The sequence below is a fragment of the Dactylosporangium sp. NPDC006015 genome (genome assembly GCF_040614215.1).
Lineage (GTDB): Bacteria > Actinomycetota > Actinomycetes > Mycobacteriales > Micromonosporaceae > Dactylosporangium > Dactylosporangium maewongense.
In genome coordinates, this window is the sequence record NZ_JBEXUD010000027.1 from 59,531 (window position 1) to 81,319 (window position 21,789).

The window sequence follows — 21,789 nt, forward strand, 5'->3', positions numbered from 1 at the left end:
CACCGGCCGCCGGTCCTACGGTTAACGGGCGGTGAACGTGCCGCCGTCCGGCGTGTGCACGGACAGGTGCGGCGACAGCGCGCGCAGGAAGTCCGGGGCGTCGAAGGCGGCGCCGGCCGAGGCCACACCGGTGGTCCTGACGCGGCCGGTGAGGATCCGGTCGACGGCCTCGACCGCCAGGGGCGCGCTGATCGCGTAGATGTCCTGGCCGGTCGCGGTGATGCGGCGCTCCTCGGTGCCGGAGCGGATCACGACGTCGACCATGAACGTCTGCGCGGAGCGGCCCCGCGCGTCGACGGCGGCCGGGGCCGGGGTCTCCGGCGCGGCCAGGTCCGCGGCGGCTGTGGCGGTCATGTACGTGCGCACCTCCGGGACCGCGAGGTGGCTGGGGACGGTGACGACGTCGGCCATCGTGAACTCCCCGATGACGTCGCGCGGACCGAGCGGCGCCGGGAACGGCCACTCCAGGACCGGCAGGGTGTCGGTGTGGTACTGGAGGCGCCCGCCGCTGTAGCGGACCCTGCGCCCGCCCCGCCGCTCCCCCGACACGGCGCCCGCGACCCGGGTCCCGGCGGTCGGGTGCCAGCCGCTCAGGCCGTACGCCACGTGCACCTCGCCGCCGGTGGTCCGGTCGCCCATCGCGGTGGTGACGAGCAGGTCCCCGAGCCCGCCGAAGAACGCCATCGCCGGCACGACCGAGGTGTTCCCCGCGCGGTCCTTGAAGTGGCTGAACGTGTCGCGGTTCGCCTCGATCTCGGCGGCGACGTCGACGTACGGGATGCCCGCCCGCAACGCGGCCTCGACCAGCGGCGCGGCGGTCGTGGCGAACGGCCCGGCGGTGTTGATGACGGCCGCCGCGCCGTCCAGCGCGCGGTCGAGCGCGGCCGGGTCGTCCACCGCCGCCTGCCACCCGCCGGCCGGCAGCTTGGCGGCGTCGCGGCCCACGTGCCGCGGGGTGTACCCGCGCTCGGCCAGCTCCGCGACGACGAACTTTCCCGTGTGCCCGTAGGCGCCGTACACGGCGACCTCTGCCTTGAAGTGATCCACGCGGACGATCCTGTCCCGGCCCGCCGAGCCGCACCAGTGTCCGGAACGACGCGACCCGTACAATTTCCGACATGACCTCTGTCGCGGTCGCCGCCACCGACGGGATGCTGCACTTCGAGCTCGCCCTGGCGTGCGAGGTGTTCGGCCCGCCGCCGGACGCGCTCACCGGCCCCTGGTATGACCTCGCGGTGTGCGGCCCGCGGGGCGTGCGGGCCGGCCGCTTCCGGCTGGAGCCCGACCACGGCCTCGACCACCTGGCGCGCGCCCGCACCGTCATCGTGCCGGCGCTCGCCGACGTCGCCGCCGACCCACCGGCCGACCTGGTCGAGGCGGTGCGCGCGGCCCACGACGCCGGCGCCCGGGTCGTCTCGTTGTGCACCGGCGCCTTTGTACTGGCGGCCGCCGGCATTCTCGACGGGCTCCGCGCCACGACGCACTGGGCGCACACCGACGAGCTCGCCGCGCGCTACCCACGGGTGGCCGTCGACCCCGATGTGCTGTACATCGACAACGGCCGCGTCCTCACGTCCGCCGGCAAGGCCGCCGCCATGGATCTGTGCCTGCACCTGGTCCGCCTCGACCACGGCTCGACCGTCGCCAACATCGTCGCCCGCCGCCTCGTCGTGCCGCCGCACCGCGCCGGCGGCCAGGCCCAGTTCGTCACCACGCCGGTGCCGGACGAGGACGGCCACCCCCTGTCCGACCTGCTCCCGTGGGTGATGCAGCGCCTCGACCAGCCGCTCACCGTGGAGGACCTGGCCGCCCGGGCGAACCTGAGCTCCCGGCACCTGGCCCGCCTCTTCCACGCCGTCACCGGCACCACCCCGCTGCAGTGGCTGCACGCGCAACGCATCCGCCGCGCCCAGCAGCTCCTGGAGAGCACCGACGACGGCATCGACGCCATCGCCTCCGCCGCCGGCATGGGCACCGCCACGACCCTCCGCCGGCACTTCCAGCGGACGCTCGGCGTCCCGCCGGACACCTACCGCCGCACGTTCCGCGCCCCTCCATGACCCGCATCGATCAGGGTCAGCGCGAAGCGGCCGCGGTACGTAAGATCCACAACATGACCGCCCCGACGCCCTACCTGCACTTCCCCGGAAGCGCCCGCGAGGCCCTGACGTTCTACGGCGACGTCTTCGGCTGCGCGGTGCAGCTGCACACGTTCGCCGAGTTCAACCGGACCGACGGCCCCGCTGACGCCGTCGCCCACGGCTACCTGACCGGCGGGCCGGTCGCGCTCTTCGCCGCCGACGTGGCGGGGGACGAGGCAGCGTTCCGGTGCGAAGGCATGATGCTGTCGCTGCTCGGCACCGCCGACCCCGCCACCCTGCGCAAGTGGTTCGCCGGCCTCGCCGACGGCGGCCGGGTCGTGGACGACCTGCAGCAGCGGGCCTGGGGCGCGTCCGACGGCCAGGTCATCGACCGCTTCGGCCTGCACTGGCTCGTCGGCTTCGAGGTCTCCGAGAGCGCCTGACCGCACGCACGGGATGCCCCGGCGGTTCAACCCGCGGCTGTCCTGATGCTGGCTGCGCGGCGCCCGCCGGGCAGCCAGCCTGGGGCGATGGGAAACCCGACAGGCGACCCGGCGTACGCGCTGGAGCGGTCGCAGGAGGAGTACGAACGACTCGGCCGTCAGGCGCTGTTCCTGCACGGCACCACCGAACGGCTGCTGCGTGACGCGGGCCTGCGCCCCGGCATGCGGGTCCTCGACGTGGGCAGCGGCGCCGGCGACGTGGCGCTGCTCGCCGCCGGCATCGTCGGACCGCAGGGCACGGTCGTCGGCGTCGACGTCGACGCGGCGGCGCTGCGGGTCGCCCGGGGCCGGGCCGAGGCCCTCGGGCTGTCCAACATCGAATTCGTCGAGGGTGACCTGGACACCGCCGACGCCGGGACCGGGTTCGACGCCGCCGTCGGGCGCCTGGTCCTGATGTACCGCGCCGACCCCGTCGCGGCGCTGCGAGCCGTCGCCGCCCGGGTCCGCTCCGGCGGCATCATCGCCTTCCAGGAGCTCGACCTCGACCCCGCGATCGCCGCGCGGTCCCTGCCCGAGACGTCGTTGTGGAACGACACCGGCCGGCTCACCACCGAAGCCTTCCGCCGCGCCGGCATGCAGGTCCGCATGGGCCGCCAGCTGTTCGCCGCGTACACCGCCGCCGGCCTGCCCGAACCCACGATGCGCGACGAGGCCCTGATCGGCGGCGGCCCCGGCTTCGGCGGCTACGCCTGGCTGGCCGGCGTCACCCGAGCCCTCGCGCCGCTCATCCAGAAGCTCGGCCTCGACCTCCCCGGCGACCTCGACACCCTCGCCGACCGCCTCCGCGCCGACGCCGTCACCAACGGCACGGTCGTCTGGACCCCGTCCCTCATCGGCGCCCACGCTACGAAGCCGTAGAACCGGGCTCACGGAAGCCTGGTGCGGCGCGTATCCTCCGCTGGCTGATCACGAGCGCGGGAGGCACGAACGCCATGGGCACCAGCTACGAGACGATGATGGTGGTCGGGGAGTTCGCCGGGGTGGTGTCCGCCCTGACGGACCTCGACGCCGACGCGTGGGTGGTGCCCGCGGCGGCGGGTCGGGTGGCGGTGCTGCCCCGCGAAGGTGAGCACGGCGTCGCCGACGTCGACGGTTTGGCGCGGTCGGTCAGCGCGCGGCTGCGCACGCCCGTGGTGAGCCACGTCGTCGTCGACTCGGACGCGGTGCTCATCACCGTCTACCGCGACGGAGACCGCATCCACGAGTACGTCTCCGACCGGGCAGCGCTCGCCGGCCGGTACACCGGCGACGGCAGCGAGACCGGAGTCCGCTTCGGCGGTGCCGATCCCGGTGTGTTCGCACCGTTCGGAGTGGGCTCCGTGGACCTGGATCGGCTCGGTGTCACGCTGCGCGGGGAGTTCGGCACCGGGACGAAGGTCTTCGCCGAGTTCCAGCATCGGCTGATCGTCAAGGCGATGAACCTGGACCCGGCCGGCCTCACGACGGCCTTCCGGTGGGCCCGGCAGGAGGACCTTCCCGGGGCGGTGCGGGTCAAGCCCGTCGGCCGCGCGCCCCGCGCCGCCGCCGGCCGGACGTCGGTCAGGGTGGCGCTGGTGACCGCGCTACCGCTGGACGCCGACGACGTCGCGGCCGGGCAGCTCATCGCCGACGCGACCGGCGGCGGGCCGCTGCCCCTGCGCGCGGTCGTCGGCTGCGCCGGTGTGCTGCACGGCGCGGCCGGTGGCGCCGAGATCTTCATGGCCCACACGCGCGTGCGCCCCCGCGGCGCAACGTATTACATCGAGGTCCAAGGCGCCGGCGGGGATCGGCAGCAGATCCTGGACGCCGTCCGGCAGCTCTGGGCCCGGGCCCTGCGCGACCGGTTCCAGCTGACCACCGGCCAGGGACCGGAGCTGATCACCCTGACCGACGAGCAGTTCGAGCTCGGCTTCGCCCGCGCCACCGCCTACTGCTCGACCACCTGACATCGTCGGGAAGCCGGCAGCGGTCCGCCGGTCATAAAGATGACCAAGGCGCGGCCACGCCCCATTCGCCTGCCTAAACTCCGTCTCCATGCGTGCAATCAAGGTTCTGACCAGCGCGGTCGCTGGGGCGGTCGGCGCCGGTGTCGTCCTGGGTGCGCTGTCGCGCGGGTTCATGCGGCTCCTGACGCTCGCGACCGGCGGTGAGCCCGGGTTCAGCTGGTCGGGGACCTTCTTCATCGCGCTCATCTACGTCGTCGCGGTGGCGCCGGCGGCGCTGGCGGCTACCTTCACGATGCGGTGGTGGCGCTGGCTCGCGGCGGCGGCCGGGGCGCTGTTCCTGATGCTGCCCGCCATCGGCGTCTTCTCCGAAGAGGTCGGTGACGTGAATGGGCTCTCGACCATGGCCTGGGTCGGCCTGGTCGCGGCGTCGGTCGCCGTGTTCGCCACCGTGTTCGTCGCCCCGGCGGCCGCCATCTGGTTGGTGGACCGTCTCAAGGGCGCTGCGCCTGTCGCCGACTCCGCGCGGCGGTCCGCCCTCGCGGAGGTCGGATGATCTTGTACGCCGCCCACGACGGTGGCATCTGGCGATCTGCTACCGAACGTGCAATGCTCGCTACACAACAGGAGGGGAGTACTCCCCCGCGGCAGCTGTCGTCAGCACGGTCGGAGCCCATCCCGGATTTCGACCCGGCACTGTCGGTCGTCCACGCGTAGCGGACGGCGGAAGAGACCTCCGGTATCAGCTGCACGCTCACGTTCGGCCCAGCGTCGAACGCAAGCTGCCGTGTCTGCCGGAGGTACCGCAATGGGCGCGCTGCCCGCGTTCGCTTTCCTCGTCCCTGTCGCCTGCGCGGCGATCTGGGCAACGGCTCGCGTTGTCCTGGTCCTCATCGTCCTGCGCGGCACGAAACCGGAGGAACGCTCCGAGCTCCTCCGCGCCATGTCACACCTCAGCCGTCCACCCGCCGCGCTTCCGCGCCCTCGCCCACGCTCACCACGTCCACGCCAGTGACGATCGGGTGCGAAGTCGCTCGTGCCCGCGATAGACCAGCCGGCGACCACCACTCATCTCCCGACGCGGGTATCGTCGGCGGCGCACGAAAACACGGCCCCGTTGGTAGTCGGGGCGTCGCCGCTTGGTGGCGATCCGTCTCCTGCCGGTCGGTTCGCTGACCGGTTGTCCGGTGCAGGACGCATGCTGCCTGCACTCAGGAGACCGTGATGGCGACGATGACCGTGTTCTTCGACAACCCGTTCTGGGTTGCCGTGCTCGAAGTGCGTGACCCGGAGGGTGTACGGGCGACCCGGCACGTCTTCGGCGGCGAGCCGACCGATGCCGAGCTGTACCAGTTCCTGCTCCGGCACGGCGGTGCCCTGCTCGACCGGGCCGGACGGTCCGCCGCGGTGGCCGGGCAGCCGGCGCAGCCCCCGGCCCGCAGCCCGAAGCGGCTGGCCCGGGACGCGGCCCGGGAGGCACAGGCGGCGCGGCCGAGCACCGCGGCCCAGGAGGCGGTCCGCAAGGAGCTGGAGCTGCGCAAGCAGGCCTCCACCCAGCGCGGCCGCGAGGCGAAGGAGGCACACGCCGAGCACCGCCGCGACGCCCGCCGCGCCAAGGCTCGCGACCGCCACCGCGGCCACTGACGGCCGGGCCGATGACGACCTCGGCCGTCGCGGTCGGTGTCGTCGGGGGTGTACCAGTGTCCGGTTTGGACGATGTACCGCGGTCCGCTGGTCAGGCGGTGAGGGTGGTGGCGTAGACGAAGCGGTCGGGGCGCAGGACCGCTACCTCGGCGCGGTGCTTGGCGAACCAGGCGGTCAGGACGCCGTCGACGTCGACCACCGTCAGCGCGCCTTCCGCCGCGGCTGGGCCATCCGTCGCCGCTGGGCCATCCGATACGGCGGGGGCTTCCGCCGCGGCGGGGGTGGTGCCGGGTGGTAGGACGCGGATAAGGGTTGCCGGCGGGCCGGGGCGTCGGGTTGTGGCGGTTACGGACGGGCCGATCACCGCGAAGCCCGTGCCGAGCACGTCGTCGAGGCGGACGGGGTCGGTGGCGCCGGCCGGCAGGACCAGCGGCTGGGGGAACATCGTGCCGATGGGGCCGCGGCGGGTGCCGCCGGCGAGCGCGCCCTTGTCCAGGATCGGCGCGGGCTTGAACTCGAAGTGGCGGATGAGGCGGCGTACGCGGGGCACCGCCTGGACTGCCCGCAGGGTGGTGTCGCGCAGGAAGGCGAGCACGCGGTTGCGGACCAGGAAGACGCGGCCGAGGCGGACGCTCGTGGCGGCCATCTGGGCGGTGTGGGGGCGTCGTTCGGCCTCGTACGTGTCGAGCAGGTCGTCGCCGGCGGTGCCGTCCAGGGCCATGGCGAGCTTCCAGCTGAGGTTCGCGGCGTCGCGGAGGCCGCTGCACAGGCCCTGGCCGAGGAACGGTGGCATCTGGTGGGCGGCGTCGCCGAGCAGGAAGACCCGGCCCGCCCGCCACTGCCGCGCGGCGAGGTGGTGGAAGGTGTACACGACGGCGCGGGTCACCGTGAAGCGGTCGGGGTCGACGTACGGGGCGGCCAGCCGCGCCACCGTCTCAGGCCGGGTCATCTCCTCGGGCGTCTCGGTGGCGCGGAGCATGAACTCGAGGCGGTGCGTGCCGAACGCGCCGGGCGAGACGAACGCGGGGCGGCGCCAGTCGCAGACGAACCTGGTCGTCGGCTGGCGGACGCCGCCCGGCTCGACGTCGCCGGAGATCGCCAGCCACGGCTCGGCGTACGACGTCCCGCTCAACGCGATTCCAACGGCCGCACGGGTTGCGCTGCGGGCGCCGTCGCAGCCGAGCACATACCGCGCCCGGAGCGAGCTGACGGCGCCGTTATCCAACGCGCGTAGGAATACCGTGACGCCGTCGGCGTCCTGGTCGAGGCCGGTCAGCTCGACGCCGGTCCGCAACGACACGTGCTCGAACCGTTCGAGGCCGCCGCGCAGCGACGCCTCCAGCCGGGGCTGGTCGAAGAAGTGCAGCGGCTCGCTGCCCAGGCCGAAGTCGACCTCGTCGAGCGCGATCGTGGCGAACGGCCGGCCGTCGCCGCTGACGTACTCGACGAGCGGCGGCGGGTACATGTCGGCGGCGACCTCGTCGCGCAGCCCCGCCTGCTGGTAGATCCGCAGGGCCTCGTCGTCGCAGGAGAACGCCCGCGGCTGCCCGTGCGGGGCGGTGCTGCGCTCGACGACGACGGTCCGCACCCCGCGGATGCCGAGCAGGTTGGCGGTGAGCGCGCCGACCGGCCCGCAGCCCACCACGACGACGTCTGTGTCCATCCGGGCAGTCCACCAACACGCTGTGGGAACCGTGTGGAACCCGTGTGGAGGTCCCTACCGGCGGCGCAGCGCGGCGTCGAGCAGCGACGGTGGCGTGTCGAACTTCTCCTGCGGCGCCAGGTCCACGCCCGGCGCGACGATGGCGTCGATGGCGTCGAGGACGTCGGCCGGCAGTACCACATCCGCCGCCGCCAACTGGGAATCCAGGTGCTGCAACGTGCGCGGCCCGATGATCGCGCTCGTCACGCCCGGGTGTGCGGTCACGAAACCCAACGCGAGTTGGATTAGCGTGAGTCCCGCGTCTTCGGCGACCTTGGCCAGCCGCTCGACGGCCTCGAGCCGGGCCCGGTTGGAGGTGGTGCCGAGGTCGAAGCGCTCCGGCAGGATCGCCGACCGGCTGGTGGTGATCTCCCGGCCCTCCCGCACCGCGCCCGACAGCCATCCGGACGCGAGCGGGCTCCACGCGAGCACGCCGAGACCGTACTCCTGGGTCACGGGCAGCACATGCGCCTCGATTCCCCGCTGCAGGATGGAATAGCTGGGTTGTTCGGTCACGTACCGGCCGAGGTGGTGCCGCCGCGCCGCCCATTCGGCCTGCACGATGCGGTACGCCGGAAACGTCGACGACCCGAAGTAGCGGATCTTCCCGGCGCGCTGGAGGTCGGTGAGCGCCGACAGGGTCTCCTCGTCGCTGGTCGTCGGGTCCCAACGGTGGATCTGGTACAGGTCGACGTGCTCCACCCCGAGGCGACGCAGGCTGTTGTCGAGCTCGGTGACGAGCCACCGGCGGGACGCGCCGCGGTGGTTGCGCTCGTCGCCCATCGGCATCACCGCCTTCGTCGCGAGGACGATGTCGTCGCGCCGCCCGGCGATCGCCCGGCCGACCATCTCCTCGGACTCGCCCTGCCCGTACATGTCGGCGGTGTCGATCATGTTGATCCCGGCGTCGAGGGCGGCGCCGACGATGGCCGTCGCCTCGTCCTGCGTGGTGCGCCCGATGCTGCCGAAGTTCATCGCGCCGAGCACGAGCGTGCTGACCTGCACACCCGTGCGGCCCAAAGTGCGGTACTGCATGGCCGTCTGGCATCCTTTCCCCATAAGCGGAACCTCGTTCCGCTCTCTCGACGATACGGAACACGGTTCCGTTTGCCAAGTTCCTGGAGCGGGCAGTGACGCACGAGGCACCACGGAAGCGCGCCGACGCGCGGCGCAACGAGCAGACCCTGCTGGACGCGGCGGCCGCGGCGTTCGTCGCGGCGGGCGTCGACGCCCCGGTCCGCGACATCGCCGCACGGGCGGGCGTCGGCGTCGGCACCATCTACCGCCACTTCCCGACCCGCGCCGACCTGATCGTCGCCGTCTACCGCCACCAGGTCGAGGCGTGCGCCTCCGCCGGCCCGGACCTCCTCGCCGGCACCGCCTCCCCGCACGCCGCCCTGGCCGCCTGGATCGACCTGTTCGTCGACTTCCTCGTCACCAAGCACGGCCTCGCCGCCGCCCTGCGGTCCGACGACACCACGTTCGAGACGCTGCACGCGTACTTCATCGACCGCCTGCTGCCCGTCTGCACGTCCCTGCTGTCAGCGGCCGTCACCGCCGGCGAGGCAAGGCCCGACGTGGAGCCGTTCGCCCTCATGTACGCCGTTGGCAACCTCTGCATCGGCGCCGGCCGCGACCCCCGCTACGACGCCCGCCACATGGCCCAGCTCCTCGTCGCCGGCCTCCGCCCACCACCGCCCGCCGCCTGAACCGGCACGACCGCGGCGGGGGCAGTGGAACAATCAGGACAACAGACCCAGACGAGCCGAGAGGAACGGCTTGTCGCCTACCGATCGTCGTTCAGGAGGTGTGCATGACGGCCGAGATTGTCGCGCCGGCCTGGATGCATGAGCAGATCACGGCCGAGCAATACGCGTCCTGGACAAGGGAGCAATGCGCGGATATCGAGATCGTGGATGGGATGGTCCTCGCGGGTCCGAGCGCCTCCAAGCGGCACAACCGCCTGGCCAGGCTACTGGCGAATGTCTTGGATGCCGCTGCGGGGCCGGATTGGAACGCCGACACCGACTTCGACGTCCGGCTTCAGGACGTGCCGCTGAACAACCGTCGTCCTGACGTGACGGTCTACCGGGCGGAGACCATCGACGTCACTCCGACCCGACCCGAGCATGTGCTTCTTGTGGTCGAGGTGGTCTCTCCCGGGTCGGAGACGACCGATCGGATCGTCAAGGCCGATCAGTACGCGAGGGCTGGTATTCAGTTCTACTGGCGAGTCGAGCAGGCCGCCACTGGCGCGCCTCTCCTCTACACGTACGTTCTTGACCCGGCGACCGCACGCTACCGCGAGAGCGAGATCTTCACCGGCGTCGTCAAGCTGACCGCGCCCTTCCTGGTCGAAGTCGACCTTGGCGAATTCTGATTCTGTCTCACCTGGGCGGTCGGCTGAGGCCGCGGTGGATGTGATCGAGGTGCTGCGGGAGCGGGTCGGGACGTTTCGGCGGCTGGCGGTGGAGCACGGCATTCCCGTCGTCATCGGTGCGCCGGAGCCGTTGCCGCGGAATCCGGGGCTGCCGGGTGGGCTGTACGACGTGTTCGACCTGGTCGGCAGCGTCGACACCGGGGATCTGCGGTTCGCGCCGCCCGCGGAGGTGCGCACCGTCGAGGCGTGGTGGGATCGCGTCGTCGACGAGGAGTGTCCGCTGGGCGGCCCGCCGGCGATCGGTGAGGGGTATGTCGTGACCGGTGACACCGAGGACGACGTCATCGTCATCGGTGACCTCTCCCTCGACGTCGCGGACGGCAGCGTCTACTACATCGACGGTGACAGCTACCGGTTCTACTGCATCGACGGCGCCGGGCTGGAGGAGATCGAGGTCGACGAGTTCGCGCCCGACCTGCCGACGTTCTTCACGCGGTACGTGTTCGGGCCCGGGTACCCGCGCCTCGCGGCGACCGTGTGCAACCTCCGGGCGTACCAGACCCGCAAACACCGATACGTCGCCCCATGGATGACGAATTCCCGTGAAGCCCACCCCCTGATTCCGCCGCCCGGGCGCGAGACTGGTCGGATGGAGACGTGGTTCGATCACGCCGCGGCGGAAGCGGCCGAAGCGCGCGGCGACTGGACCACCGCGATCGCCGTCGTCAGCGAGTTCGCCGAGTGCTACAGCCAGGACTTCCACCGGCACAACGCACACCTGTGGCACATGGACCTTCTGGCGAGAGCCGGCCTGCTGGACGAACTGGCCGATCAGGCCGGCGTCGACGTGCACGCGCGGCGGCGGCTGGACCGGCTCCTGTTCGAGGAAGGCCGCGCCGGCGAACTGCGCCGCCGCGCGGAGGACGGCGACAAGACCGCCCTCCACCTGCTGGTGCGCCTTCTTCGCGCCCAGGGCCAGCGGGCGGCCGCCGTGCGTGCGGCCGCCGACATCGACGCTGATCGCAAGCGTGCATGATCGTAGGGTGGCCGTCATTGCGTTGTTCCACCCTGTGTACGGACTGCGCCCGGCCGTGCTCGACCGTCCACCGGTGCGCCCCGTCGTGGCGTCTCCGGCGGGGTAGGGTCTCGGTGTGACGATGGGCGCCGGTCCCGAGGCGGTCCTGCCGGCCGAGCGGCAGCGGTGGACGTGGGAGCATCCGGTCGACCCGCGCTGGCTGCTCCTCGGTGACGTCGGCTTCGAGGGTATCTACGAGGACGACATCCCGCTGGCGCTGTGCGCGGAGATCGACGGACTGTTCGTGGATCTGCCGCCCCGGCCCCGGGAGGGGTTCACGCTCGTCGGCTGCGCCCCGGGCGGCGCGCTTGCCGACCTCCTCGACCGGCTGCCCGCCGAGGCGTTCGGCACAGATCAGGCCTGGCTGGGCGACGTCCACATAGCGGTGCCGCTGCCACCGCCGGGCACGTCGCCGCCCTGGTGGGGGGAGTACCTCGGCGACATCGTCGTGCTCGCGCAACGGCCGAGCCTCGCCGTGCCGGGAACCGTGGACATCGATCTCAGCGGCTTCGTCCATGTCTACGACCGCACGGACGCCGTGGTGCGTCCCGGCGAGGTGACCGAGTTCGTGGTCCAGGGCCGGGACGAGGAGCCCTACGGCACATGCCGGGACGTCACCGGCGTGTTCCGCGATCAGGCCGCACCACCCGTGCCGCAGATCCGGCTGCTCGGCTGCCGGCCGGAACCTCTGCTGCTGACCGCGCTCGGTGCGCTCGGCCAGTCGACCAAGGCAGGTCTGCGTCGCCGTCGCGTCCGCGCCGAGGTGTACGCGGTCGCCGCCGACGGTTCGGCCGACCAGATCATCGGTGCCGTGGTGTCCGGAACGGTCGCCGCGAGCGGGCCGTCACGGCTCGGTGCCGGGCTCGTCGACGTGACGGTCGACAGCGATCCGCAGGAGCCGCTGCCGACGGGCGTCCTCAGCATCCTGGAGCATTGGCACACCGGACGGCCCGCCGGGAAGAATCTGTGGGCCGGCTACGACCGGGAGCTGCGCCATCACTGGGCCGGCATGGCGCTCGCCCACCCGTCCGGTACGCCGGACCGGCCGGCCGGCACCACATACGACCTCGACGGCCGGTTCGTGACCGACATCGACGGGTTCTACTGCGCGATCGGTGAGGCGATCAACGGCCCGGGTGGATACTTCGGCTGGAACCTCGACGCCCTCGACGACTGCCTGTGCGGGAAGTTCGGCGCGCAGACACCGTTTCGCCTGGTGTGGCACGACTCCGCCGTCGCCCGCGCGCACCTCGTCGCCGGCTACGACCGGCGCCGGCTGGGCCCTGCCGTCACCATGGAATATCTGCTGAACATGCTCACGACGCACCAGGTTGAGATCGACCTACGGTGAGCTGCAGGCCGACGCCGACAGCCGCGACGTCGCCCGGTCCCACCCGATGAGGGGGGCTGGAGTCAACGGCGCGGGCGCGTAGCCGTCCTCCACAGGGCCGGCATGCCGGTTCGGGCCGGTTCCACGGTTGTCGATGTCAAGGTGCTGGTCGGTCGGGGGCGGAGGAGCGTTGCGATCACAGGTGTCTCATCGGCGGCGGAGTTCGGCGAGACTGGTGGCTGAGTCCGCGGTGGACGTGAACGAGGTGCTCCGGGAGCGGGTCGAGACGTGTCGGCGGCTGGCGGTCGAGCAGGGCGTTCCCGTCGTCGTCGGTGACCCGGTGCCGTTGCCGCGGAACGCGGGGCTGCCGGTGGGGCTGTACGACGTGTTCGACCTGGTCGGCAGCGTCGACACCGGGGATCTCCGGTTCGCGCCGCCCGCGGAGGTGCGCACCGTCGAGGCGTGGCGGGATCGCGTCGTCGACGAGGAGTGTCCGCTGGGCGACCCGCCGGCGACCTGTTCCGGACCCGGTTGAAGCCCCGTCGCGGCGCTGCTACGTCAGGATGACCGGGTTGGTGAGTGCCGCCATGTGGCCGGTGGGATGGCGGACCTCGACGCGGACGAAGGTGGGCCGGTCGGTGGTGGACCAGGTCGCGGTGCCCGCGCCGGCGGGAGGCAGCGCCTCCTGGTGGGACCGGCCGCGGTCGGTGTGGAGGCTGACCGTGCCCGACGGCACGCCGCTCACGTGGACCTCCACCGTGACGGGTTCGCCGCCGGCGGCGGGCAGGTGCTCGCCGATTCCGGCCTCGGACGGACCCGCGGTGGCGACCAGCGTCAGCTGGATCGCGGCGGACCCGGCGATCCAGCAGCGGCCCGCGCGCAGGGCGGCGAGCACGGCGTGCTGGGTGAGGTCCGCGGCGTGGACGACGGTCTGCGGGGTGCCGATCTGGCCGGCCAGGTGGACGTCGCTGTTGCCGATCGCCGGTGTCCAGCGGCGGCGGTGGACGCCGATCGCCAGGCCGCGGCCCCACTCCGCGAGGGCGGCCTCGTTGTCGGCGTTCCAGGGCAGGTCGGAGCTCCACTGCCCGTTCCACACCTCGACCGCGTCGAAGCCGTCGAACGGGTACATGAAGGTGCCCGCCGGGTACGGGGCGTGCGGGTGCGCCACGACGCACAGGCCGCCGGCCCGGTGGACCTCGGCGACGGGCCGGTCGATCAGGTCGTCGCGGACGCCGTAGCGCCAGTCGGCGACGTGCCCGGGAGCCAGGCCGAGCGCCAGCCAGTGCCCGGTCTCGGTGACGACCTCCTGACCGGGGATGACCAGCAGGCCGTCGCCAGCGAGCCGCGACCACGGGTCCCGGGCCGCGTCCAGGTTGTGTTCGGTCACGGCGATGAAGTCGAGCCCGGCCGCCCGGGCGGCGCCGACGATCTCCTCCGGCGTGAGCTCCCCACCATGCGAACGCCGGGAATGCACGTGGCAGTCACCCCTGAACCAGTGCCGGTCCCCGGCCATACCGGCATCGTAGCCCCGCCGGAGCGTGCGCCTCAGACCGCTTGCAGCTTCCGGTTGACGTCGCCGGCGCGGGGGTCGCCGATCGCCTCGAAGTGCTGGAGGGCGCGGCGCCACGACATGGCCGCCCCGGCGCCGTCGCCGGCGGCGTGGTGGCGGTCGCCGGCGGCGACGAGGACGTCGGCGGCGGTGGCGCGGTCACCGAGCTGCTCGAAGAGCTGGATCGCCTTGTCGTAGCAGCGGGTCGCCTGCTGGTGGTCGCCGAGATGGTCGTGGGCGAGGGCGAGGCTGTCCCACGTGCCCGCCTCGCCGTGCCGGTCGCCGACCTCCTGCAGCAGCTGCAGCGCCCGGCCGGAGAGGTCCAGGGTCCGCCGGTGGTCGCCGAGCTGGGCGTGCAGCCATCCGGCCGCGTTCAGGGTGCGGGCCTGCCACAGTACGTCACCCGCCGCCTCGAACAGGTCGAACGCCTGCTCGCTGTGGGTCAGGGCCTCCCGGTGCCGCTGCTGGACCTGCAGCATCCAGCCGATGTTGTGGTGGGTGCGGGCCTGGCCGACCGGGTCGCCCAGGGAACGGTAGAGGTCGATGGCCTGGTCGAGGTGCGTCGCGGCCTCGTCGAAGCGGCCCAGCCGGGCGAGGGTTCGGCCCAGGTCGCGGTGGACGTGCGCGCGGCCGAGGACGTCGCCGACGCGCAGCAGGGCCGCGAGGGCCGCGGTGGAAGTCGCGATGAGGTCGTCGAAGCGGCCCAGCCAGTCGAGGTACGTGGTCAGCGTCCACGCGAGCCGCCACACGTGCTCGTCGAGGCCCTCGGCGGCGCCGCCGTGCACGGCCGCGAGCAGGACCGCGTCCTCGGCGGTGAACCACGCCATCGCCTCGTCGCCGCCGCGGACCTTGATGACCGTGACGCCGTCGGCGGGGCGCGGCAGCCGCGTCTGCGGGCGGCCGGTGTCCAGCTGCATGACCGCCGCGTGCGCGGTGTGCAGGTAGTGGTCGAACATCCTGAGGACGGCGGCGGCCCGGTCCGCGGAGACCTGTTCGGCGGCGTAGCTGCGCAGCAGGTCGTGGAAGCGGAACCGGCCGGGCGTGTGCTCGGTGAGCAGGTTCGCCTCGACGAGCTCGGCCAGCAGCGCCCGCGCCCGCGGCAGCCCGACGCCGGCGAGGCTGGCCGCGGCCGGCACGCCGAGATCGGGGCCCGGGTGCAGGCCCAGCAGGCGGAACATCCGCGCCCCATCGTCCGTCAGCGCGCGGTACGACCAGGAGAACACCGCCCGCACGTCGGTGCTCGTGTCGCCGCCGTCAAGGGCGTCCAGTCCGCCGGCCGTGTCACGCAGCTGGGCCGCGTGCGTGGCGAGCGACGTGCCCGGACGGGTCGCGGCGTGCGCGGCGGCGATGGACAGCGCGAGCGGCAGCCGCGCGCACCGCTGCACGATCTCCGCGACCGCGGCGGGCTCCGCGGCGGTCCGGGCCGCACCGAGCCGGAGGGTCAGCAGTTCGCGCGCCTCCCCCGCCGTCAGCAGGTCCAGCGCGAGCGGCACCGCGCCCTCGGCCGCGACGAGCGGCGTCAGCTGGTTGCGGCTCGTCACCAGGACCAGACAGCCGGGCGCGCCGGGCAGCAGCGGGCGGACCTGGTCTGCGTCGCGGGCGTTGTCGAGGATGATGAGGACCCGCTTGCCGGCCAGGATGCTCCTGTACCGGGTGGCCCGGTCGTCCAGCCCGGCCGGGACCTGCTCCCGCGGCATCCGGAACGCGTGCAGGAAGCCGCTCAGCGCCTCCGCCGGGTCCATCACGGCGCCGCGCTGGTCGAAGCCGCGCAGGTTGACGTACAGCTGACCGTCGGGGAACCGGTCCGCGACCCGGTGCGCCCAGTGCACCGCGAGACTGGTCTTGCCGACGCCGGGCGGGCCGGACACGGCACAGACGACCGTGGTCCGCGCTGCCGCCGCCTCCTGCACGAGGGCGTCCAGCCGGGCGAGGCGCTCCGCGTGGCCGGCGAACCCGCGCACCGCCAGCGGCAGCTGCGCCGGCGCGGCGGGTGCGGCGGCGGTGACCCGCGACGCGGTCAGGTCGAGCGCCGGGTCCTGCCGCAGCACGGCCGCCTCGAGGTCGCGGAGGTGCTGGCCCGGGTCCAGCCCGAGCTCGGTCGCGAGCGCCTGCCGCAGCCGCTGGTAGGTGGCGAGCGCGTCGGCGGGGCGGCCCGACCGGTACAGCGCGAGCATCAGCTGCCCGTGCAGCCCCTCGTCGAGGGGATGGTCGCGGGTGAGCCGCTCCAGGTCGGGCACGAGCTGCGCGTGCTCGCCGAGCTGCAGCCGGCACTCGGCGAGCGCCGACTGGGCGTGCAGGCGCAGCACCTCCAGCCGCTCGGCCTCCGCGTCGAGGCCGGTCTGGCCGGCGATGTCCTCGAGCGGCTTGCCGCGCCACAGGGCGAGGGCCTGTTGCAGCACGCGCACCCGCTCGGCGTGCTCGCCCTGCGCGGAACCCTGCGCGGAACCCTGCGCGGTCCCCTGCCGGATGAGCCGTTCGGCGACCGCGACGTCGGTGGCGTCGTCGCCCGGCAGCGCCAGCACGTAGCCGGGCGGACGGGCCACGATGGTGTCCCGCCCGCCCAGCACCTGCCGCAGGTACGACACGTGCCGCTGCAACGTGTTCATCGCCGTGGCCGGTGGGTCCTCACCCCAGACGGCGTCGATCAGCCGGTCGGTGCTGACCACCTCACCCCGGCCCACCGCCAGCGCCGCGAGCACCGCCTTGCGGCGCAGTCCGGGCACCTCGCGGGGCACCCCGGCCTGCGTCACGTCGATCGGCCCGAGGAGCCTGACCTGCATCGTGTCCCCCACACCCCTTCAACGACCGGTAAACGGTAGCCGCAGGTGCGGTGGTGGAGGGACCCGTCGGTCGGTGACCTGACAGCCGGTATCAGGCGCCCACGATCCGCCACACCTGCGAGTTGGCACCCGTCCACGGCCGCGTGACGGCGCGGAAGTCCTGCGCGCTGGACACGTACGCGTCGAGGTACCGGCCGCTGCTCACCTGCTGCACCGTGTAGAACGCGCCGCCGTAGTCCTGCAGCCGCCACAGCTGGGTGTTGTCGAACGTCTGCCGCGGCCGCGTCACGACCCGGTAGTCGAGGCTCGCGATCTCGTGCGCGTCGAGGAACCGCCCACTGCTGGCCTGCTGCAGCGTGTACAGCCCACCGCCCACGTCCGTCAGCCACCACTTCTGCGTGCTGTCCGTCTGGTACGGCCTGGTCACCACGTTGTAGTCCTGCGAGGCGATCTCGTGCGCGTCGAGCAGCCTGGCCCCGCCGTCCTGCGCGAGGATCACCAGCCTCGGCGCCGCAGCGACCTGCGCCGCCTGTTGCTGTGTCGCCGCCGACGCACTGGTCGCCGCCCCGAAGAGTACGGCACCCGCCGCCGCGAGCACGACGACAACCCGCCAACCGGCGCTGCGCTTTGCTTCCATGGTCCTACCTCCGTCTGGTTCCGCCGGCCGGACCCACCCGGCCGATCTCCCAGAAGGCTGACCGGCACCCCTGAAACGCTGCTGAAACCCCGCTCACGCCAGGTGCCGCAGGATCGCCGCCGCAGCGGGCGCCGGGAGGCGGCGTAGGGTCTGGGCGGCGCGGAGCCGGTCCATGCCGGACAGCGCGCCGGCCGCCACCGCCGGTTCGAGCAGCGCCACGATCTGGATCGCCGGACCGAACTCCAGCGACTCGAGCACCACGGCCACGTCCGGCGCCGGCACGCCGATGAGCGCGGCGGCGGCGTCAGCGGGTCGGCGCAGAGAGCCGACGCTCAGCCGGGCGAGACGGTCGGGCAGCGGGCGGCCTTCGGTGCGCAGCCACTGCCACCAGCCGCGCCCGTCGGTGCGGTGCTGTGGATGCTCCAGCAGCCACAGCACGAACCGTGCCCGCAACCTCGTGGACTCCGCCTGGTCTGTGGCGGCGTCGAGGAGCTGGGCGCGCAGCGCGGAGCCGTCCAGGGTGCGGGCCAGGTCCCAGTACCGGTGGTCCTTGCACCGATGCTGCCTGCCGGTCGCGCCGACGATCAGGTCCCGCAGGGAGGCCGCCGCGGCCGGAGGCGCGCCCAGGACCATGAAGGTCCGCAGCACCTGCTCCTTCAACGTCCACGGCGACCACGGCCACGGTCCGGCCCGCCAGGTCTGCGGATCGGTGGCCTCCAGCGTCAGGAACTCCACCGCCGCCCTGGAGAGGCGCCGCAGGCCAAGCGCCCGGTTCAGCCATGGTCTGGACGGCAGACCGCAGAACGCGACGACGTCGGTCATGGGGTGCGAGGGTACCCGAGGAAGACGAGGTCGCAGCAGTCGTCGACGACGGCGGTGCCGCCACTGCCTGACCGTTTTCGCCGGCCGGGTCAGCGCCGGAAGCGGTGTAGGAGAAGCAGGGCACCCTGGGTGGTGGCGATGCCGGCGCCGGTGTGGAGGTCTTCCTGGTTGGCGGTGGCGAGGGCGCGGACGCGGAGGAGTTCGGCGGTGAGGACCTGCTCGCCCATGGCCGCGGCGGCGGTGAGGCCTTCGGTGGCGAGGGTGGCGGCGGTGGTGCGGTCGCCGGCGGCGAGGTGGGCGTCGGCCATGGCGGCGATGGAGATGGTCCTCGTGGCGCGCAGGCCGAGGCGGTGGATCGCCTCGCCGGTGGTGCGCATCGTGGCGAGGGCGGCGGGTGTACCGGTGTGCACAGCCGCCCAGGCCGCCACGAAGTCGCCGGTGGTGACGAAGTGGGGCATGCCCTGGCGGGTGCCGATCTCGCGGCAGCGCCGGGCGGCGGCGAGGGCGGCGGGGACGTCGTGCTCCTGCAGGGCGGTCCAGGCGGCGTACAGGGCGGCGTTGGCGCGGCCGTACGGGTCGTCGCAGCGCTCGGCGAGTGCCGCGGCCGAGGACAGGTCCTCCCGGGCGGCGGCGGGCAGGCCGCGCAGCGAGCGGACGAGGGCACGGAAGTTGTACGCGGCGAGGGCCGGGGTGCGGCCCGCCTGCGAGCGCAGGTGGCGGGGGTCGACGGCGGCGAGCCGGTCGACGGCGGTGCTGAGGTGCTCGTCGGCCTCGGCGAGGCGGCCGGTGAAGTAGCAGGCGACGCCGAGCAGGTACGGGCCGGCGACGGCGAGCAGCTCGTCCGAAGGCGCGCCGGCACCGATCGGCTCGTCCGAAGGCGCACCCGCACCGAGCGGCTCGCGCGGAGGCGCGCCCGCATCGAGCGGCTCGCGCGGAGGCGCGCCCGCACCGAGCGGCTCGCGCGGAGGCGCGTCCGCACCGAGCGGCTCCTCCGCGGGCGCGCCGGAGTCGTTTGACGCCCCCGCGGATGGGGCGGAGGCGAGCAGTTGGCGGGCGAGGTCCTCGGCGACCGTGTACTCGGCGCGGTTGCAGGCGACCTCGCCCAGCGTCCACAGCGCGGCGCGGACGTCGGTGCCGGTGCCCGTGTACGGCAGCAGCCACCTGGCCCGGGCGGCCGCCTCGGCGACCGCGTCGCTGCCGACGCCGACGGTGATCTGCAGCAGCGCCGCCCGGCGCAGCTGCACGTCCAACTCGGCGGCGGCCTCGGCAGGGGACGTGGCGGCGTGCGGCGCGAGCTGGTCGGTGGCGCGGGCCAGGTGGGCGAGCGCGTCCTCGTACGCGAGGCGGCGCGCGGCGTCGTCGGCGGCGCGCACCGTCCAGCGCAGGAAGTCGCCCGCGTGGCCCAGGCCGATCGACCGTCCATAGTGGAACGCGATCTCGCCCGCGGTGAGCGCGCCGGGGTACGGGTCGGCGGCCGCGGACGCCAGGCGGGCGTGCAGGGCGGCCCGTCGCGCCGCGGGCAGCTCGGCGTACGCGACCTCGGCGAACAGCGGGTGCCGGAACCGGACCGCGCCGGGGCCGGCCTCCGTGACCAGCTGCGCCGCGGCCGGGCCGGCGAGCAGCTCGGCGGCGGGGGCGCCGGTCACGGCGGCGAGAAGCCGTAGCTCCAGGTCCCGTCCGGCGACGCCGAGCACGTCCAGGCACTCGCGGGTGACCGCGTCGCGGACGCCGTCCAGGCGCAGCCGCACGGCGTCGCGGACGCTCGGCGGCAGCCGCTCCCCCGGCGCGCCGAGGACCTCGGTGAGGAAGAACGGGTTGCCGCCGGTGCGCTCCGCGAGCCGCCGCACCACGTCGTCCGGCGCGGGTGCGCCGGTGCGGGCCGCGACCAGGTCGGCGACCCCGGCGGGGTCGAGGCCGGCGAGGCGCAGCTGCCCGGACCCGGCGCCGCGGGCGAGGTCGTCGAGGGTCTCCACGAGGGCGGGGTCGCGCTCGTACGGGCGCAGCGTCGCCACCACGAGCGTCCGTCCCGTGTGGACGGTCGCGGCCAGGAACCGGGTCAGCAGCAGCGAGTCCGGGTCGGCCGCGTGGAGGTCGTCGAGGACGAGCACCAGACCGGAGGGGGCGGCGGACGCTCGTACCAACGCCGAAACCGCCTCATAGGCGCGGAACCTCGCCGCGGGATCGGGTGCGACGTCCACCGTGGACGGTCCGCCGACGAACCCGGTGAGGGCCGCCGCGGGGGCCTCGGCGTGCGGGAGGGCGAGCAGTCCGCGCACGATCTGGCTCCACAGCCAGAACGGCGGCGCCTGCCCGACGGCGGGGCAGCGGCCCCACGCCACGGGGACGCCGGCGGCCGCGGCCCGGTCGGTGACGGCGGTGGCCAGGGTCGTCTTGCCGATGCCCGCCTCGCCGACGACGGCGACCATCCGCCCGCCGCCGCGCAGCGCCGCCCCGAGATGCTCGCCGAGGACGGCCAGCTCGGCGACCCGCCCGACGAAACCGGCCGGCCGCGCCTCCCACCCGGCCTCCCGCCCGGCGAAACCGGCCGGCGCGCCTTCGTGTCCGATGTGGACGGTCGGCCCGGCCTCGGGGACCATGTGGCTGAGGATCCGGTGGTGCAGCTCGCGCAGCGCCGCGCCCGGCTCGACGCCGAACTCGGTGGCCAGGAAGCGGCGGCCCTCGTCGTGGACGGCGAGGGCCTCGGTCTGCCGGCCCGCGCGGTACAGCGCGAGCATCAGCTGCCCGCGCGCCGACTCCCTGGCGGGTTGTTCGGCCACGAACCGCCGCAGGTCGGGCAGGACCGCGTGGTGCCGTCCCGCGGCGACGGCGGCGGTGCAGCGGCCCTCCTCGACCGCCAGGCGGGTCTCGGCGAGCCTGGCCACCTCGGCGTGGACGGCCGACAGGTCCCCGGCGGGCGGGTCGCCGCGCCAGAGTGCGAGGGCCCGCGTGTAGTCGCGTTCGGCGGTGGCAGGGTCACCGGCGGCGAGGGCCCGGGCGCCCGCCTCGGCGAGCGCGACGAACTCGGCGGCGTCGACCGCTTCGGGCGGCACGCGCAGCTCGTAGCCGCCGGCGTGGCCGACCACGACCGTGCCCTGCGCCCGCGCGCCGCGGCCCGGCTCGAGCGCCCGGCGCAGCGCGGCGACGTAGCTGCGCAGCGTGACCTGTGCGCTCGGCGGCGGGTCGCCGTCCCACAGCGCGTCGGTGAGCCAGCCGGTGCTGTTCACCCGGTTGGGTCGCAGGAGCAGCAGGGTCAGCAGCGCCTGCTGCTTGGGACCGCCGACCGGCACGGCCGCGTCGTCGCGGGACACCAGGAGCGGCCCGAGTATCGCGAACCGCACGCTCCCGGACATGACCGGTCGAGCAT

19 protein-coding genes are annotated in these 21,789 nt (G+C 73.8%); 11 read left to right on the forward strand and 8 right to left on the reverse strand.

What is annotated here, in order from left to right:
* Nucleotides 1-21: 21 nt before the first annotated feature.
* On the reverse strand, nucleotides 22-1,047 hold the full coding sequence (locus ABZ321_RS36500; protein WP_354899984.1) for an NAD(P)H-binding protein: 1,026 nt from the start codon (nucleotides 1,045-1,047) through the stop codon (nucleotides 22-24).
* A 71-nt stretch (nucleotides 1,048-1,118) separates the two neighbouring features.
* Between ABZ321_RS36500 and ABZ321_RS36505 the strand changes: the two genes are divergently transcribed.
* The 6 genes from ABZ321_RS36505 (at nucleotide 1,119) to ABZ321_RS36530 (ending at nucleotide 6,150) form a co-directional block, all read left to right on the forward strand.
* Entirely contained in the window at nucleotides 1,119-2,060 is a 942-nt protein-coding gene (locus ABZ321_RS36505) for a helix-turn-helix domain-containing protein (RefSeq protein WP_354899987.1), read from the forward strand.
* Between the two features lie 53 nt (nucleotides 2,061-2,113).
* On the forward strand, nucleotides 2,114-2,524 hold the full coding sequence (locus tag ABZ321_RS36510) for a VOC family protein (protein WP_354899990.1): 411 nt from the start codon (nucleotides 2,114-2,116) through the stop codon (nucleotides 2,522-2,524).
* Between the two features lie 87 nt (nucleotides 2,525-2,611).
* Entirely contained in the window at nucleotides 2,612-3,442 is an 831-nt protein-coding gene (locus ABZ321_RS36515) for a methyltransferase domain-containing protein (protein WP_354899993.1), read from the forward strand.
* A gap of 74 nt (nucleotides 3,443-3,516) precedes the next feature.
* Complete coding sequence (locus tag ABZ321_RS36520) at nucleotides 3,517-4,509, forward strand: hypothetical protein (RefSeq protein ID WP_354899996.1); 993 nt, start codon at nucleotides 3,517-3,519, stop codon at nucleotides 4,507-4,509.
* Between the two features lie 88 nt (nucleotides 4,510-4,597).
* On the forward strand, nucleotides 4,598-5,062 hold the full coding sequence (locus ABZ321_RS36525; protein WP_344514560.1) for a hypothetical protein: 465 nt from the start codon (nucleotides 4,598-4,600) through the stop codon (nucleotides 5,060-5,062).
* 668 nt (nucleotides 5,063-5,730) lie between these two features.
* Nucleotides 5,731-6,150, forward strand: coding sequence for a YjdF family protein (locus ABZ321_RS36530; RefSeq protein WP_354899999.1), 420 nt, complete (start codon nucleotides 5,731-5,733; stop codon nucleotides 6,148-6,150).
* A 91-nt stretch (nucleotides 6,151-6,241) separates the two neighbouring features.
* On the opposite strand, the gene ABZ321_RS36535 is transcribed toward ABZ321_RS36530, so the two are convergent.
* Nucleotides 6,242-7,813, reverse strand: a complete 1,572-nt coding sequence (locus tag ABZ321_RS36535) for a bifunctional 3-(3-hydroxy-phenyl)propionate/3-hydroxycinnamic acid hydroxylase (protein WP_354900002.1) — start codon at nucleotides 7,811-7,813, stop codon at nucleotides 6,242-6,244.
* A 54-nt stretch (nucleotides 7,814-7,867) separates the two neighbouring features.
* Nucleotides 7,868-8,887, reverse strand: coding sequence for an aldo/keto reductase (locus ABZ321_RS36540; RefSeq protein WP_354900004.1), 1,020 nt, complete (start codon nucleotides 8,885-8,887; stop codon nucleotides 7,868-7,870).
* A 95-nt stretch (nucleotides 8,888-8,982) separates the two neighbouring features.
* On the opposite strand from ABZ321_RS36540, the gene ABZ321_RS36545 reads away from it, so the two are divergent.
* The 5 genes from ABZ321_RS36545 to ABZ321_RS36565 all read left to right on the forward strand — a co-directional run bounded on the left by ABZ321_RS36545 (nucleotide 8,983) and on the right by ABZ321_RS36565 (nucleotide 13,172).
* A complete protein-coding gene (locus ABZ321_RS36545; RefSeq protein ID WP_354900007.1) occupies nucleotides 8,983-9,561 on the forward strand; it encodes a TetR/AcrR family transcriptional regulator in 579 nt (192 codons plus the stop codon).
* A 104-nt stretch (nucleotides 9,562-9,665) separates the two neighbouring features.
* Nucleotides 9,666-10,232, forward strand: a complete 567-nt coding sequence (locus tag ABZ321_RS36550) for a Uma2 family endonuclease (protein WP_344512789.1) — start codon at nucleotides 9,666-9,668, stop codon at nucleotides 10,230-10,232.
* A gap of 34 nt (nucleotides 10,233-10,266) precedes the next feature.
* Nucleotides 10,267-11,268, forward strand: coding sequence for a hypothetical protein (locus ABZ321_RS36555; RefSeq protein WP_354900010.1), 1,002 nt, complete (start codon nucleotides 10,267-10,269; stop codon nucleotides 11,266-11,268).
* A gap of 121 nt (nucleotides 11,269-11,389) precedes the next feature.
* The gene (locus ABZ321_RS36560; RefSeq protein ID WP_354900159.1) at nucleotides 11,390-12,658 is read left to right on the forward strand and encodes a barstar family protein; all 1,269 of its coding nucleotides are present in this window, start codon (nucleotides 11,390-11,392) and stop codon (nucleotides 12,656-12,658) included.
* Nucleotides 12,659-12,872: 214 nt separating this feature from the next.
* Nucleotides 12,873-13,172, forward strand: coding sequence for a hypothetical protein (locus ABZ321_RS36565; protein WP_354900013.1), 300 nt, complete (start codon nucleotides 12,873-12,875; stop codon nucleotides 13,170-13,172).
* A gap of 18 nt (nucleotides 13,173-13,190) precedes the next feature.
* Here ABZ321_RS36565 and ABZ321_RS36570 read toward each other — a convergent pair whose 3' ends face one another.
* From ABZ321_RS36570 to ABZ321_RS36590, 5 genes are all read right to left on the reverse strand, one after another.
* Nucleotides 13,191-14,150 (reverse strand): CehA/McbA family metallohydrolase, encoded by a 960-nt coding sequence (locus ABZ321_RS36570; RefSeq protein WP_354900016.1) that lies wholly within the window; start codon nucleotides 14,148-14,150, stop codon nucleotides 13,191-13,193.
* Between the two features lie 32 nt (nucleotides 14,151-14,182).
* Nucleotides 14,183-16,966, reverse strand: a complete 2,784-nt coding sequence (locus tag ABZ321_RS36575) for a BTAD domain-containing putative transcriptional regulator (RefSeq protein WP_354900019.1) — start codon at nucleotides 16,964-16,966, stop codon at nucleotides 14,183-14,185.
* A gap of 91 nt (nucleotides 16,967-17,057) precedes the next feature.
* A complete protein-coding gene (locus tag ABZ321_RS36580) occupies nucleotides 17,058-17,603 on the reverse strand; it encodes an RICIN domain-containing protein (RefSeq protein WP_354900022.1) in 546 nt (181 codons plus the stop codon).
* Between the two features lie 93 nt (nucleotides 17,604-17,696).
* Complete coding sequence (locus ABZ321_RS36585) at nucleotides 17,697-18,425, reverse strand: hypothetical protein (RefSeq protein WP_354900025.1); 729 nt, start codon at nucleotides 18,423-18,425, stop codon at nucleotides 17,697-17,699.
* A gap of 89 nt (nucleotides 18,426-18,514) precedes the next feature.
* Entirely contained in the window at nucleotides 18,515-21,775 is a 3,261-nt protein-coding gene (locus ABZ321_RS36590) for a BTAD domain-containing putative transcriptional regulator (protein ID WP_354900028.1), read from the reverse strand.
* Nucleotides 21,776-21,789 lie beyond the last annotated feature (14 nt).